This is a genomic window from Citrobacter sp. Cpo126 (genome assembly GCF_030332445.1).
GTDB lineage: Bacteria > Pseudomonadota > Gammaproteobacteria > Enterobacterales > Enterobacteriaceae > Citrobacter > Citrobacter portucalensis.
The window spans coordinates 67,372-81,641 of the sequence record NZ_JAOWHT010000037.1 but is presented as its reverse complement, the minus strand read 5'-3'; the positions used below and the strand labels follow the sequence as shown (position 1 = coordinate 81,641).

Here is a 14,270-nt window from a genome sequence, read left to right as displayed (position 1 = left end):
TGAGACAGCGTCCAGGTGAAACCGGGAAAATTTCTTAGTTTTGCTCCACTCGGGGCAAAAAGGTGAGGTACATCACGCTTCGTTGAGTTCGCGCGGAGCCTGGGCGTTTAAAAACGGCAGCAGCAGCAGCGCGGAAATTCCCGCCGCAATAGCGATTGCCACAAAGAATCCGGTCCAGTGCCAGACCTCCATCACCTTCGCCAGCGGCCAGCCGGAGAGCGATGCCCCCAGATAAGCAAACAGCCCGACAAATCCGGTTGCCGCGCCCGCCGCCTCTTTGTGCGAACACTCCGCCGCCGCCATGCCGATCAGCATCTGCGGGCCGAAGACGAAGAATCCGGTGGTGAAGAAGCACGCGGCCTGCATCACATAGCTGGCGAACGGCATTAGCCACAGCGAGCCAACGGAGAGCAAAATTCCGGCGGCGAAAATCAGGTTCATTGGACCGCGGTTGCCGTTAAACAGCTTGTCCGAGCCCCAGCCCGCGACCAACGCGCCGATGAAGCCGCCCAGTTCGAACATGGTCACGGCGGTATTGGCAGTGACCAAATCAACGCCAAGTGTCTCCGACATGTACAGATTGCCCCAGTCGTTAATCGCGGCACGGACCACGTACACCAGCACATAACACAGTGACAGCAGCCAGATATAAGGATTCAGTAGCACATAACGGGTGAGGATCTCTTTGCGGCTCAGCCCAGCACCTTCCTGCTGTTGGGCAATTTCCAGTTCATCATGCCGCCAATCGCCAATCGGCGGCAGACCAATCGCCTGCGGCCTGTCTCGCAGCCGCCAGCAGAGAAAAATCCCCACCACAATCGCCAGCAGCCCGGCGATCATCATCCCGGCGCGCCAGCCGTAGTGCAGCGCTGTCGCCGCCATCACGATAGGGATCAGCGCCCCGCCGACGTTGTGCGCGGTGTTCCACAGCGCCCACCAGCCGCCGCGTTCAGTACGCGAATACCACGCGGTCAATAAACGCGCGCAGACCGGCGATCCCCAGCCCTGGAAAAAGGCGTTCAGCGCCCACAGCACCGCAAAGGCCCATAGCGAGGTGGAGAATCCAAACAGAATGTTTACCACGCCGGTGGCAATCAGTCCGATGCCCATAAAATAGCGAGCGTTGGATCGGTCGCTGACGATACCGGAAACAAACTTCGACAGGCCGTAGGTGATGTAAAACAGCGTCGCCAGCAGCCCAATGTCGCTGCGAGTCAGCACGCCGCTGGTGAGGATATCCGGTACGGCGGCATTGAAGCTTTTGCGTGTGAAATAGAACAGCGCGTAGCCGAGCCAGATAGTGGTCAGGATATGCCGCCGCCAGTAGCGGTAGAGGGCATCCACTTCACGCTTATCAGTAATGAGCGGCGCACTGGCCGGAGCTTTTAAAAACGAAAACATGACCGCGCCTTACACATATCGCTGGGGTAACGACACGCTGACCCGCGTGCCATGCGTACAGGAAATCGAGAGCGATCCGCCGAGGGCGCTAATCCGTTCACGCATTCCAGTGAGGCCAAATCCCTGTTGATTCGACCCTGGCGGCAGGCCGCTGCCGTCATCCTCAATCACCAGCATTAGCCGTTCATCCTGTTGCCAGCCCTGAAGCGTCACCGCGCTGGCGTTGGCGTGCTTAACGATGTTGTTCAGCCCTTCCTGACAGACGCGAAACAGCGTCACCCGCTGGCTTTCGCTGAGTGCAGATTCATCAATTCGCCAGTCGAGATGGCTGACGATACCGCGACTTTCCAGCTCCATTTCGCGCATCAGTGAGCGGATGGCCTGCTCCAGCGTGAGATCGTCCAATTGACGTGGTCGCAGACGGCCTAACAGGCGACGCACCGAATCGTACACGCCGAGAGAAAGTTGTTCAATGTGCGCCCCGCTGCGCTTCACCCCTGCGTTTTCCGGCGCCAGGCGCTGGACAATACCCGCCTGGGTGCGAATGGCGGTGATGGTCTGGCCGATATCATCATGCAGTTCGCGCGCCACATCACGGCGCACGCTCTCTTCGGTTTCCAGCAGACGTTCCGCCAGACGATGGTTGCGCGCTAATTCATTTTGCAGCGACTGGTTAAGTTCGCGCAGACGCTGAATACCCGCACCGAGCAGCAGCCCGGTCAGGCTTTGCACCAGCAGCGAGAGCAACAGGTCAACGGGATGATCGTGCCAGGTCTGGCTGGCAATCAGCGCGATGGCGTTCATCAGCGTCGCAATCAGCGCCCCCTGCCAGCCGTAGTGCCAGGCCAGCGCAATGATCGGCAACGCGAGGCAAAACGGCGTGAAGCGCGAAAGTTCGGCGGGTAAACCGAGCTGTAGCCACAGGCTGACGCTAAACAGCAGCAGGTACCAGACCAGATGTCGCCCGCGCCAGTTCACCGGCTGCGACACCACCGCCGGGCCCAGCGGCAGCCAGGTCGTGCTGGTCAGATAGTGCCAGAACACCAGGCAGATCGGCGCCAGCGTTAATCCGCCGGTGAGCGTCAGCAGCAGCGCGTTCCACGCCTCTTCACCTTGCCCAAGCCAGGGCAGCGATTGCAGCAACGCCGCCGCCGTGAGCGCCGCGCCCTGCAACAACAGCGTGCGCCAGTCGCGCTGATGGCGGTATCGCGAAATCAACATCACCGGGAGTAACGTGAGGAAGCTGCCGATCATCAAAAGTGGTAAATGGGCCAGCGCCACTTCCTGCGCCAGCCAGAAAAGAAGCAGCCATTCCGCGCCCAGCAGCACCGGCCAGTAGCCGCGCGGACATTGCAGCATCAACCCCAGACGCAGGCCAAACGGAAACAGCAGTACCGCCAGCTCCGGGCGCTCAACCAGATGCAGGCTGATGCTCCACAAGCAAAACCACGCGGCGGAGAAGATAAAAAAGCAGGCAACAACGGTGATTAACCGGGAACAGAGCGTGTTCATTGCCAGCCGTCAAACATCCGGCGGGCCAGTTCGACGTCGTTGCTGACCCCCAGCTTTTCCATCAGGTTGGCGCGATGCACGTGCACCGTTTTCGGCGACAGACCCAGTTCAGCGGCAATCTCTTTGACCGCCATACCTTGCGCCAGTTTTTCCGCCACCTGGCGTTCGCGTTTGGTGAGCGGATCCTGACGACCGGCCGCCAGTTTGACGGCGATGTCCGGCGTCAGGTAACAGCCGCCAGTCGCTACGGTATGCACCGCCGCGATCAGCTCATCCGGGCTACAACGTTTAGAAAGGAAACCACGCGCGCCCGCGTTGAGCGCCTGCTCCACCAGCGCCGGGCTGTCGTGGACAGAGAGCATGATAATCGCCATTCCTTTTGGCAACTGGCTTAACAGTTCAAGACCGGAGATATCAGGCATCGAGATGTCGCAGATACACACCTGCACGCCGCGTCCCGGTAATCCCGCCAGCGCCTCACTGCCTGAGCCAAACTCAGCGACCACCTGCAAATCAGGTTCCAGCCCCAGCAGTTGGGCAAAGCCGGAGCGGACGATGAGGTGGTCGTCAATAAGGGCAACGGTAATCATGGGTTCATCCTGGCGCTAAGGCATGCCTGATGGCGCTACGCTTATCAGGCCTACGGGCGGGTGCCGTTGTAGGCCGGATAAGGCATTAATGCCGCCACCCAGCAAAAGCGCTTACCTTAACGATAAGTGCTTTGGTGTTCAAGCCTTGAGCGATCAGGCTATGCCAGTTGTGACTGTAAATGTCCGGGTGTGCTGCGGTTCTATTTCAATCAAGGTGCCATTGCGTTGTGCTGCCAGGAATCCTTCAGGTCGACAGGTTGCAGGCAAGGCGAATGCCGCAACCTGCTGATCGCCGTTATAGAGGATCCAACGCGTCACATAATTCAGCTCCGTGCTGGAGAAACGCGTAACGAACGTGGTGCCATCAGGCGCGATCATGCTAAATTCCGGCTTATCTGTGTACCTGTCCAGTTGGTCAGCAAAGAAGACAATTTCCGGATCGTAAAAATGCGGTTCATTGAGCCGCGCCAGAGAAGCCTCGCCCTGAACAATCCGCTGATTAAACGCCAGCCACTGCTCAGTCGGCTTAACATGCGCGGGTATCGACTCACGCAGCTTCATGGCCTCATCCGGAATATTCTGGCTGAAGGTAGCTTCCGGTACGTAGGCATAGTTCATATGGCACATGTACTGCAACGGCATTGCCACTGAGGCGAGGTTGGTAACCGCCATCTGAATATCAAACAGCGCGCTCGCTTTGTGCATTACCACCGCAGGATGCGCCTGATAATGATGACCGAACCCCATCACATACTCATAGCGTCCAGCCACGCGCAAATTCTCACCCTCCAGCTCCAGCCAGGCTTCATCCATCGCGGCACAAGCCATTTCACCATGCAAAGGATGTGAATCCTCTGGTGATGGGCAGCCATTTGCCAACAGACCTGAGTGGAAGGCAAAACAGCCGTAGGTCGCCACCACTTCCGCCGCCGGTTTCGGCTGACTGAACATGTTACGCATGGTCAGGTCATGGCCATCAAACTGAGCATCCCAGATCATCTGCCCCATCCAGGGCAGAATAACCAGATGTCCACGACTGTTTTCTACCTTCAGCCCTTCCACTCCGCTGGCGTAACGAAATGCGGTAACCGTGAAGTCGTTATTCTTCAGTAAGATTCGCGGATGCTCTGCAAAGAGTTCTCGCCACAGCGTTATACGTGTTGTCATGATCGCTCTCCTCAGGAAACTGTCGCTTCAGCCAGGTTGTGGCGCACTTTGCTTTCGCGCCAGAAGTAGATCCCGACATACACGAAGCACAGCATGGAGACCAGGAACGAGAGTTGCAATGAATGGAACATATCGGCCACATAGCCCTGAATCGCCGGAACCACCGCCGCACCGACAATCGCCATGACAATGACAGCACCTGCCATTTCGGTATGCTCGTTATCCACGGTATCAAGCGTACCAGCATAGATTGTCGCCCAGCAGGGTCCAAACAGGACACTCACCAGCACTGCGACATACACAGCGCTGAAGCTTGGCGCCAGTGCAACATAGACGAGGAACAGCGCACCAATGATGGAATAGAGAATCAGCACTTTTTCCGGATTGAAGCGCGTCATCAAAATGTTGGCGATAAACTTGCCGATAAAGAAGCAGGCGAAGCTATAGACCATGAAGGTTGAGGCGTCGCGCTCGTTGATATCACCTAATTCCAGTGCCAGACGGATGGTGAATGACCACACCGCGACCTGCATCCCCACATAAAGAAATTGCGCCACAATTCCACGACGGAAACGGGCATTGCTGGCCAGATAACGCAGTGTATCCATCGCTGACGGGCGTTTATGACTCGTGGTTTGCGCGACTTTACAGGTCGGGAAGCGAGTCAGCAGGAATAACACCATCACCACAACCAGTACCATAATCATGTACTTGTATGGCTCAAGGGTATTTTCCAGCATCAACACTTTAAAGTTATGGATCTGCTCAGCGTTCATCCCGGCCATCTGTTTTTCCAGGCTTTCGCCTTCAGAGAAGACCAGATATTTACCTAGCAGAATGCCAGCAGCCGCACCAATAGGATAAAAAGTCTGACTGATGTTCAGGCGTAAAGTGGCATACGCTTTTGGGCCGATCATTGAGCTGTAGGTGTTGGCTGCTGTTTCCAGGAAGCTCAGACCAATCGCAATCGCGAAAATCGCCGCAAGGAACATGGTGTAGGTGGCCATGTGCGATGCCGGGAAAAAGAGCGTACACCCAACGATATAAAGGGTCAGCCCCATTAAGATGGCGACTTTATAACTGGTCTTTTTAATCACCAGAGATGCTGGAATCGCAATTAAAAAATAACCGCCATAAAAGGCACTCTGAACTAATGCCGAGGCAAAGTTGCTGAGTGAAAATACGCTTTTAAATTGCGTAATCAGAATATCATTTAATGCGGCTGCGCATCCCCATAACGGGAATAAACAGGATAACAAAATAAACTGGAACAGAGGGGTCTTATTCAAATAGCCGTCAGGCATCTGAATGATGTTTTTATCGTTCATAGTGCTACCTTTTACAGTGCAGGAGTATTATTCGTTTAAGGTAAGAAACTCATTAAATTGTTCGATGCTTGGATAAGATGATTGAGTGCCTTTCCCGGTAACGCTGAAAGCAGCGAAGAGAGCGGCTTTTTTCATGGCGGCTTCCACATCACCGCTTTGAACGTAATAGTGAGCAAAACAACCGATGAAAGCGTCGCCTGCGCCACTGGTATCGACAGCATTCACTTTAAACGCTGGAACATGGACTTCCTGGTCACGCGTCATCCACAGCGCACCTTTCTCACCCATGGTGACGATAATATTGTTCAGACCTTTATCAACCAGAGAACGTGCCGCTGCGCGAATATGGTCATAAGTATCTACTGGCATACCGGTTAATATTTCCAGCTCGGTTTCATTCGGCACAAAAAAATCACATTTACAGGCATAAGACATATCTAATTCCCGTAATGCAGGGGCGGGATTTAGTAACACTTCAATACCGTGTTTTTTGCCAAATTCAATCGCGTGATAAACGGTTTCCAGCTGCACTTCCAGTTGCAGGACAATAAGCTGACATTTTTTCAGATCTTCCGCCGCACGATCGATATCTTCCGGGGAGAGAAATTTGTTCGCTCCTTTAATAATCAGAATACTGTTGCTGGAGTTGGCATTAACAAAGATCGGTGCGACACCGCTGCTGGTGCAGGGTACCTTTTCGACATAGGTAGTATTAATTCCCCAGGATTCGAGATTGCGAATAGTGTTATCCGCAAAAATATCATCACCGACTTTTGTCAGCATCAGCACTTTGGAATTGAGCTTAGCGGCCGCAACGGCCTGATTTGCGCCTTTGCCCCCGCAGCCAATTTTGAACGCCGGTGCTTCCAGCGTTTCCCCTTCTTTGGGCATCTGGTTGATGTAGGTGATGAGATCCACCATGTTGGAGCCAATAACCGCGATATCCATTTTACTACCTCTCAGAAACAATCACACAACAATGATATTAAAATAACATTATCATGTTACTTTCGTATCATTTGTGACTAGGATCGCGATTGGAAGATCATTTTATTGTTTATTTATTGCACTAAATGTTACACCCACATCACAATACAAATGATGAAGTTGCTTACAATTGACTGAAAATTAACTGGTTATAATCAATAAAACGTGAAAAAACACGCTTTTATTTCCGGATAGTCAGACGTATAGTAATGCGGCAATGTCATGTTCTCAGAAACACAAAAATGTTACTGAAGGAACATGGGAACATGATTCGTGGAGAAGCACATGGAAACTAAGCAAAAAGAACGTATTCGACGTCTGATGGAATTGTTGAAGAAGACCGACCGAATCCATCTGAAAGAGGCGGCACGAATGCTGGAAGTTTCCGTGATGACTATTCGTCGGGATCTCAGTCAGGATGACGAACCGTTACCACTCACGCTGCTCGGTGGTTACATTGTGATGGTGAACAAACCTGCTGCCATCGTTAACGCGCCACTCCCCGCGCAAAAACAGTATCACCGCGACGATTTACCGGTTGCCATTCTGGCTGCGGGACTGGTGAGTGAAAATGATCTGGTCTTTTTTGATAATGGTGCGGAAATGCCGTTGGTGGTCAGCATGATCCCGGACGATATTTCCTTTACCGGGATTTGCTACTCGCACCGGGTGTTCGTAGCGCTAAATGAAAAGCCCAACGCCACAGCGATTCTTTGCGGGGGGACCTACCGGGCGAAAAGTGACGCCTTTTACGACACCAGCAATCCCTCACCGCTGGATGCACTCAACCCACGGAAAGTCTTTATCTCCGCCAGCGGAGTCCATGAGCATTTCGGCGTTAGCTGGTTCAATCCGGACGATCTGGCCACAAAACGCAAAGCGATGGAACGCGGATTACGCAAAATTCTGCTGACGCGCCACGCCCTGTTCGATGAGGTCGCCCCCGCCAGCATTGGTCCACTCTCCACCTTTGACGTACTGATAAGCGACCGTCCGTTACCGGCAGATTACGCAACCCACTGCCGGAACGGCTCTGTCAAAGTGATCACCCCGGATTCAGACGGCGACTAACTCACTCAAAGAACACGGTAATTTTGTTAAACATCGACGGATCGGACTGGTTGCGGGCCACTTTCACCACATCTTCCAGCTTGTCGATCTGGCTTATCATCTGCTCAAGACGTTGATCGTCGTTGACCAGTAGCCAGATGCGGCTCTTATCGCTGTCCTGAATCGGTAGACAGAGAATGCCTTCTACGTTGAACGCGCGGCGGGCGAACAGCCCGCAAACGTGAGTCATTACGCCCGGATGGTTGCGTACGGTGAGTTCCAGGATTACGTTGTCATGTGTCTGCTGTTGCATGGCTTATTCCCCCACCATTTCTGTGTTTGCCGCACCCGGCGGCACCATCGGGTACACTTTTTGTTCGGCATCGATGCGCACGTGGATCAGCGCAGGCCCAGGGCGATTAATAATCTCCTGCAACGCTGCCTGTGGGTCCGCTTCGTTATTCAGATCGCAGGTTTCGAGACCAAACCCGGCGGCTATCTGCATAAAGTTAATCATCCCCGGATAGGTCGCGGCAAAAACACCCTGCTTATAGAACAGACTCTGCTGCTGATATACAAGACCCAACGCTTCGTTATTCATCAGGATGATTTTAATATCCAGCTGATTTTCGCTGGCTGTCGCCATTTCCTGAATATTCATCATCAGGCTGCCGTCGCCGGAGAAGCACAGCACTTTCTTGTCTGGATTGGCCAGCGCTGCACCAATTGCCGCTGGCAGGCCAAAGCCCATAGTTCCCAGACCGCCGGAGGTCAGCCACTGACGCGGACGGTTCAGCGGATAAGCCTGTGCCGCCCACATCTGATGCTGGCCTACGTCGGTGGTGATAATAGCGCTATCGTCTACGCAGGCAGCCACGGCGTTGATCAATCCATAGTGGCTGAGCGGGTCGCTTTCCTGCGGAATAGTGCAAGGGAATTCACGTTGTAAATCGGCCACCGTCTGATGCCACGACTCTCGCGGCTGCGCGTCAATTAATGGGATCAATTGCGCCAGAACCTCATCGACATCCGCCTGAATCGCCACGTGCGGTTGTTTGATTTTACCCAGCTCCGCGCGGTCGATATCTACGTGAATGATTTTGGCGTTCGGGCAGAACTGCTCCGTTTTACCAATCGCCCGGTCATCAAAACGTGCGCCCAGAACAATCAATAAATCCGCTTCTTGCAGAATAAAGTTAGTGCTACGCGCGCCGTGCATGCCCAGCATGCCTAACGACAGCGGATGGGCTTTCGGCAACATACCGAGCGCCATTAAGGTCATAGTGGTGGGCAGCATCGCTTTTTCCGCCAGTTCACGTACGCGCTCAGGTGCGTTAATCACGCCGCCGCCAAGGTACAGCACCGGACGCTGTGCGGCGTTAATCATGGCTGCGGCATCGCGAACGCTGTCCTGGCTGAACGCTGGTGCCGCCATTTTCTGCGCAGGCTCCGGCATCTCTTCAATGTCAAAAACGGCGGTTTGAATATCCTTAGGAATGTCTATCCACACCGGGCCTGGACGTCCGGACTGCGCAATGCGGAACGCATCGCTCATGACCTGAGGTAATTCACTGATATGGCGGACCAGATAGTTGTGCTTAGTGATGGGGATAGAGATGCCGTAGGTGTCGACTTCCTGGAAGGCGTCGGTGCCGATCATTGAAGCCGGAACCTGCCCGGTGATACACACCAGCGGGATGGAATCCAGACGCGCATCGGCAATAGCGGTCACCAGATTGGTTGCGCCCGGTCCGCTGCAGGCCATACAGACGGCGGGTTTGCCATCGGTTCTCGCCATTCCCTGCGCGATAAACCCTGCTCCTTGCTCGTGGCGCGCCAGGATATGACGGATTTGCGTGCTTTGACTTAAGGCGTCATAGACGGGAAGAATCGATCCGCCGGGAATACCGGTAACAACCTGAATTCCCTGGCGTTCCAGGAAATGAACGATGAATTCTGCGCCCGTAAAACGCGTACGCTTGGATGTTATGCCCGAACTTGCCATGCTCCAGTCCTTTTATTCTGGGCCTTTGCTCCGGGCAGGTCTCTGAAACGAAAAACCCCGCCCGGTTTGCGCCGGCGGGGTTTTGGAATCGTGTGTTGATTCGGACCCTACGGCGCATTGCCGACGACCACCACCACACGCACGACGACCGCTGCGCGAGATGGCGCAGTTTTTAGTAGGGTCGCAGTCAGCATGGAAGGGTTCATTAGGGACCTGTCTGTTTGTTGATTAACTGGATTTATACAAACACAGGTTTTTCAGCGTGACAATGGAAAAATCTTCATCTGCATAAAAATGCGTCAACGATCACATTTCGTTGTGCATTGCTGAAAAACAAAAAACCCCGCCGTAGCGAGGTTTTTTTCAGTGCTGTGCGGTTGGTAGCCGCCGAACACACTGTGTTATGTCAACGAAAAAAGTATACGCGTTCTGCGAAGAACACGCAATTTCGGTACGAATTTTGATGGTTTTGAGTATGGAACATGAATAGCGTAACGTCCATAAAACACTGTTAATTTATACAGTGTTTATCTATAATGTCTCGGTACGCAATGTGTTATGCGGGGGCCGCATCGTAAACCGGCGCATCAAAGTCCTGGCTGAAACGGGTGGTGCCGTCAGCGCCTTAACCCCCGTGTGAGCACACTGTGTTATGTCAACAAAGGTGCTGGCAACAGGCAGCGGCGAGGTACGTCAGCACCGTGCTCCTTGTACCAAAAGGAGAGCGTATGAGCCTCGTGGATATCGCTATTCTTATCCTCAAACTCATTGTTGCAGCACTGCAACTACTTGATGCCGTTCTGAAATACGTTAAGTAATTCGGATTCAAGTCGCACCTAAGGGGGGCGGGTAACACTCCGCTCCCCTTTCACCTTCTCCCTGGTGCTTGTGTCGCGCCAATATGTTACGTTTTTATGACATTCTCAGGGAAGAATTCCACCATGACGCTTTCTGTTTTCTGCATTTTGCTGTTCGCCGCGCTGCTGCATGCCAGCTGGAATGCCATTGTTAAAGCTGGAAACGATAAACTGTACTCAGCGATCGGTGTCAGCGGTTCTGCCGCAATTATGGCATTGATTTTCTTACCCTTTGCGCCGCAACCTTCCGCCGCCAGCCTGCCGTTTTTAGCCGTCTCAACTGCGTTGCAAATTGTATATACCGTCCTGGTCGCCAAAACCTATCAGGTTTCGGATATGAGCCAGACCTATCCGTTAATGCGCGGCACAGCGCCGCTGCTGGTCGCAATTATCAGCGTCCTGTTTCTTGGCGATAGCCTCTCTGTTCTAGCCTGGGTGGGGATTGCCACGATCTGTCTGGCGATCCTCGGCATGGCGTTTAACGGACGCAGCAGCTCGCAACGCGGGATCGTGCTGGCGCTCATTAACGCCTGCTTTATCGCCGGATATACGCTGGTTGATGGTACCGGCGTACGTTTATCAGAAACTGCGCTGGGTTATACGCTGTGGACCTTCTTTCTGAACGGCTCCTGCCTGCTGGGCTGGGCGATGATTGCCCGACGCCGGGAAGCGTCGCGCTATCTGGTACAGCAGTGGAAGAAAGGTATTCTTGGCGGGATTGGCACAATGGGTTCTTACGGTCTGGCGCTGTGGGCCATGACTCAGGCTCCGTTGGCGGTAGTCGCTGCGCTGCGTGAAACTTCCATCCTGTTTGGCGCGCTGCTCGCGTGGCTGCTACTGAAAGAGAAGGTTGCCGGAATACGTCTTGTTGCGGCTGGAGGCATTGCCATAGGCGCCGTTTTGCTACGCTTATCATGACCTCTGTAAACCCGATGCAATCCGGCAACATTTGTTGCCGCTTTTTGTTTACATTTCCTGCCGTTCATCGTTTAAACATTCCAGCCCACTATCTGGCCTTCTTTTTCTGTTGTGGTAGATTCCACGCGCATTTACGGGAAAGTGCAGCACCTTATTCTTATTTTTTCACTTTTTGAAAAGTAATCAGCGAAATGAAAAGGCATAGAAGCGTCAATTTGTTGTTGATGTTGGTATTACTGGTGGCGGTAGGTCAGATGGCGCAAACCATTTATATCCCCGCGATTGCTGATATGGCGCGTGAACTGAACGTTCGCGAAGGGGCGGTGCAAAGCGTGATGGCCGCCTATCTGTTGACCTACGGCCTGTCACAACTGATTTACGGCCCACTTTCCGATCGCGTTGGCCGCCGCCCGGTGATCCTCGCCGGGATGTCCATTTTTATGCTGGCTACGCTGGTCGCCATAACCACCCACAGCCTGACGGTATTGATTATCGCCAGCGCAATCCAGGGGATGGGAACGGGCGTCGGCGGCGTGATGGCGCGAACGTTACCGCGCGATTTGTATGAAGGCACGCAGTTACGCCACGCTAATAGCCTGTTAAACATGGGGATTCTAGTCAGCCCACTGCTGGCACCATTGATTGGCGGTATGCTGGATACCCTGTGGAACTGGCGTGCCTGTTACATCTTCCTGCTGGTGCTGTGCGCAGGCGTTACGTTTAGCATGGCGCGCTGGATGCCGGAAACGCGCCCCGCAGGTGCGCCGCGTCCACGGCTTATCGCCAGCTACAAAACGCTGTTTGGCAACAGCTCTTTCACCTGTTACGTGCTGATGCTGATCGGCGGCCTGGCGGGCGTTGCGGTCTTCGAAGCCTGTTCCGGGGTGTTGTTAGGCGCGCGTCTCGGCTTAAGCAGCATGGTGGTCAGTATCCTGTTTATTCTGCCCATTCCGGCGGCGTTTTTTGGTGCCTGGTTCGCCGGTCGCCCGAATAAGCGTTTCTCGACGCTAATGTGGCAGTCAGTTATCTGCTGTCTGGTCGCCGGTTTGATGATGTGGATCCCTGGTCTGTTCGACGTGATGAACGTCTGGACGCTACTGGTTCCCGCCGCACTGTTTTTCTTCGGCGCCGGGATGCTGTTTCCGCTGGCAACCAGCGGCGCAATGGAGCCTTTCCCGTTCCTGGCCGGTACTGCTGGTGCGCTGGTTGGTGGATTACAGAACATTGGTTCCGGCGTGCTGGCGTGGTTCTCTGCCATGCTGCCGCAGACCGGGCAAGCCAGTCTGGGCCTGCTGATGACCCTTATGGGGCTGTTGATTTTTGTTTGCTGGCTTCCGCTGGCGTCACGCGTGTCGCATCAGGGACAGGCGGTTTAAGCGTATGATGGCCCGGCTTCTCGCCGGGCTTTTCACACTCAGGGGCAATCATGGTATTCAACAACGGCTCCAGCGCCGGTCTCCATGCCCCTTCCTCACCATCATAGAACTGCGTATCCGCATTGATAGCATAGGGAATTTTCGCTTTCTTCAGCTCGCAAGCCATAAAGCGGGCAAACGCCATTTGCGAGGCAGAAGGCGCGTTCCTGATGGTTTCTCCCGGCGACCAGCCTCCTACCCAACTAACATGACCGGTTTTCTGCTGCCAGTGAATGGCAGTATTGATACGGGCGCGAATGGCGGCCTTTTCTGCCGCTGTCCCTGAGGTCCACGGGTATTTACCGTTATTTTTCAGCGGCCCCCACGGGAAAATATGCCATTGGGCCAGCACGGTATTCTGACTTTGCGGCGGCAACTTTAGGTTGGGCAAATCTTCCGGAGCGGCATGCAGTTTCGGCGCGATAAATATCATTCGCTGTGGATCGATGGCATGGATGGTACGGATGGTTTTGTCATACACCCTATTGAGCGACGCCTGATTATGGTTGAGCTTATCGGCAGGTTCATAAATCAGGTCGAAACCCAGCAACGGCGAGCTTTGGCCAAAGTAATGCGCCACCGCCACCCACCAGTTAACCACCTCTTTTTCGTTACTGGCACTGGGGTCTTTTTTATACTCGTCAGCCTGATAGGCGATTATCGGGATCACGCCATACTGCTCGCAGGCTTCCACCAGCTTGCGCAGATGAATGAGCCGCGCCTCCGTAGGCTCACCCGCCACGCGAATGCGCACGTGGGTCAACCCTTTCGCCTTATAATCCCGCACCACCAGCGGATCGAATTCACGGATGCCCCGATCGGTACGCGCCCAATCTACGTTCATCCCAACCCCAAGCTGCTGCACATACTGCGCCGCCGTCAACACAGGTTGCGCGGCACACACGGTGGCGCTGGCCAACAGTAAAATGGAAACAATCGGCTTTAACACGGTCGTCCTTACGCAAATCATCAGGAGTGATATCACGTATTTAGCACGCTTTTTCACTTTCCGTGTAGAGCGAAAGCGTAAAAAATATTCG

Annotated in this window: 14 protein-coding genes; 4 read left to right on the top strand and 10 right to left on the bottom strand. The window is 54.0% G+C overall.

The window, feature by feature from the left end:
* Window positions 1-72: 72 nt before the first annotated feature.
* The 6 genes from OGY17_RS17055 to rbsK all read right to left on the bottom strand — a co-directional run bounded on the left by OGY17_RS17055 (window position 73) and on the right by rbsK (window position 6,946).
* On the bottom strand, window positions 73-1,401 hold the full coding sequence (locus tag OGY17_RS17055; RefSeq protein ID WP_286607873.1) for an MFS transporter: 1,329 nt from the start codon (window positions 1,399-1,401) through the stop codon (window positions 73-75).
* A 9-nt stretch (window positions 1,402-1,410) separates the two neighbouring features.
* Window positions 1,411-2,913: a signal transduction histidine-protein kinase/phosphatase UhpB gene (gene uhpB / locus OGY17_RS17050; RefSeq protein ID WP_057066455.1), complete on the bottom strand. Its 1,503-nt coding sequence runs from the start codon at window positions 2,911-2,913 to the stop codon at window positions 1,411-1,413.
* Window positions 2,910-3,503: a response regulator transcription factor UhpA gene (uhpA, locus tag OGY17_RS17045; RefSeq protein WP_003023923.1), complete on the bottom strand. Its 594-nt coding sequence runs from the start codon at window positions 3,501-3,503 to the stop codon at window positions 2,910-2,912. The genes uhpB and uhpA overlap by 4 nt, the downstream gene beginning before the upstream one ends.
* Before the next feature lie 153 nt (window positions 3,504-3,656).
* Window positions 3,657-4,670, bottom strand: coding sequence for an aldose 1-epimerase family protein (locus OGY17_RS17040; protein WP_048215247.1), 1,014 nt, complete (start codon window positions 4,668-4,670; stop codon window positions 3,657-3,659).
* Window positions 4,671-4,681: 11 nt separating this feature from the next.
* Entirely contained in the window at window positions 4,682-5,998 is a 1,317-nt protein-coding gene (gene fucP / locus OGY17_RS17035; RefSeq protein ID WP_111464454.1) for an L-fucose:H+ symporter permease, read from the bottom strand.
* Between the two features lie 27 nt (window positions 5,999-6,025).
* Window positions 6,026-6,946, bottom strand: a complete 921-nt coding sequence (gene rbsK / locus OGY17_RS17030) for a ribokinase (RefSeq protein ID WP_003827124.1) — start codon at window positions 6,944-6,946, stop codon at window positions 6,026-6,028.
* Between the two features lie 324 nt (window positions 6,947-7,270).
* Here rbsK and OGY17_RS17025 point away from each other — a divergent pair, with 324 nt between their 5' ends.
* On the top strand, window positions 7,271-8,056 hold the full coding sequence (locus OGY17_RS17025) for a DeoR family transcriptional regulator (protein ID WP_003827122.1): 786 nt from the start codon (window positions 7,271-7,273) through the stop codon (window positions 8,054-8,056).
* Between the two features lies 1 nt (window position 8,057).
* Here OGY17_RS17025 and ilvN read toward each other — a convergent pair whose 3' ends face one another.
* The 3 genes from ilvN to ivbL form a co-directional block, all read right to left on the bottom strand.
* A complete protein-coding gene (gene ilvN, locus OGY17_RS17020; RefSeq protein WP_003023914.1) occupies window positions 8,058-8,348 on the bottom strand; it encodes an acetolactate synthase small subunit in 291 nt (96 codons plus the stop codon).
* 3 nt (window positions 8,349-8,351) lie between these two features.
* Entirely contained in the window at window positions 8,352-10,040 is a 1,689-nt protein-coding gene (gene ilvB / locus OGY17_RS17015) for an acetolactate synthase large subunit (RefSeq protein WP_008786525.1), read from the bottom strand.
* A 107-nt stretch (window positions 10,041-10,147) separates the two neighbouring features.
* On the bottom strand, window positions 10,148-10,246 hold the full coding sequence (gene ivbL / locus OGY17_RS17010) for an ilvB operon leader peptide IvbL (RefSeq protein WP_003827118.1): 99 nt from the start codon (window positions 10,244-10,246) through the stop codon (window positions 10,148-10,150).
* Between the two features lie 522 nt (window positions 10,247-10,768).
* On the opposite strand from ivbL, the gene tisB reads away from it, so the two are divergent.
* From tisB to emrD, 3 genes are all read left to right on the top strand, one after another.
* Window positions 10,769-10,858 carry a type I toxin-antitoxin system toxin TisB gene (tisB, locus tag OGY17_RS17005; RefSeq protein ID WP_003023909.1) on the top strand — a complete coding sequence of 30 codons (90 nt, stop codon included), beginning with the start codon at window positions 10,769-10,771 and terminating at the stop codon, window positions 10,856-10,858.
* A gap of 123 nt (window positions 10,859-10,981) precedes the next feature.
* Complete coding sequence (locus OGY17_RS17000) at window positions 10,982-11,815, top strand: EamA family transporter (protein WP_079934375.1); 834 nt, start codon at window positions 10,982-10,984, stop codon at window positions 11,813-11,815.
* A 191-nt stretch (window positions 11,816-12,006) separates the two neighbouring features.
* Window positions 12,007-13,191, top strand: coding sequence for a multidrug efflux MFS transporter EmrD (emrD, locus tag OGY17_RS16995; RefSeq protein ID WP_032934162.1), 1,185 nt, complete (start codon window positions 12,007-12,009; stop codon window positions 13,189-13,191).
* On the opposite strand, the gene OGY17_RS16990 is transcribed toward emrD, so the two are convergent.
* Complete coding sequence (locus OGY17_RS16990) at window positions 13,118-14,200, bottom strand: cellulase family glycosylhydrolase (protein WP_286607866.1); 1,083 nt, start codon at window positions 14,198-14,200, stop codon at window positions 13,118-13,120. The two genes, emrD and OGY17_RS16990, sit on opposite strands and share 74 nt — an antisense overlap.
* Between the last annotated feature and the right edge of the window lie 70 nt (window positions 14,201-14,270).

What these genes read in the sequence shown, in the direction of transcription:
- emrD (WP_032934162.1), top strand. Translation starts at nt 12,007, where the DNA reads ATGAAAAGGCATAGAAGCGTCAATTTGTTGTTGATGTTGGTATTACTG.
- ilvB (WP_008786525.1), bottom strand. Translation starts at nt 10,040, where the DNA reads ATGGCAAGTTCGGGCATAACATCCAAGCGTACGCGTTTTACGGGCGCA.
- OGY17_RS17000 (WP_079934375.1), top strand. Translation starts at nt 10,982, where the DNA reads ATGACGCTTTCTGTTTTCTGCATTTTGCTGTTCGCCGCGCTGCTGCAT.
- OGY17_RS17055 (WP_286607873.1), bottom strand. Translation starts at nt 1,401, where the DNA reads ATGTTTTCGTTTTTAAAAGCTCCGGCCAGTGCGCCGCTCATTACTGAT.
- OGY17_RS16990 (WP_286607866.1), bottom strand. Translation starts at nt 14,200, where the DNA reads ATGATTTGCGTAAGGACGACCGTGTTAAAGCCGATTGTTTCCATTTTA.
- OGY17_RS17025 (WP_003827122.1), top strand. Translation starts at nt 7,271, where the DNA reads ATGGAAACTAAGCAAAAAGAACGTATTCGACGTCTGATGGAATTGTTG.
- ivbL (WP_003827118.1), bottom strand. Translation starts at nt 10,246, where the DNA reads ATGAACCCTTCCATGCTGACTGCGACCCTACTAAAAACTGCGCCATCT.
- rbsK (WP_003827124.1), bottom strand. Translation starts at nt 6,946, where the DNA reads ATGGATATCGCGGTTATTGGCTCCAACATGGTGGATCTCATCACCTAC.
- tisB (WP_003023909.1), top strand. Translation starts at nt 10,769, where the DNA reads ATGAGCCTCGTGGATATCGCTATTCTTATCCTCAAACTCATTGTTGCA.
- fucP (WP_111464454.1), bottom strand. Translation starts at nt 5,998, where the DNA reads ATGAACGATAAAAACATCATTCAGATGCCTGACGGCTATTTGAATAAG.
- uhpA (WP_003023923.1), bottom strand. Translation starts at nt 3,503, where the DNA reads ATGATTACCGTTGCCCTTATTGACGACCACCTCATCGTCCGCTCCGGC.
- uhpB (WP_057066455.1), bottom strand. Translation starts at nt 2,913, where the DNA reads ATGAACACGCTCTGTTCCCGGTTAATCACCGTTGTTGCCTGCTTTTTT.
- OGY17_RS17040 (WP_048215247.1), bottom strand. Translation starts at nt 4,670, where the DNA reads ATGACAACACGTATAACGCTGTGGCGAGAACTCTTTGCAGAGCATCCG.
- ilvN (WP_003023914.1), bottom strand. Translation starts at nt 8,348, where the DNA reads ATGCAACAGCAGACACATGACAACGTAATCCTGGAACTCACCGTACGC.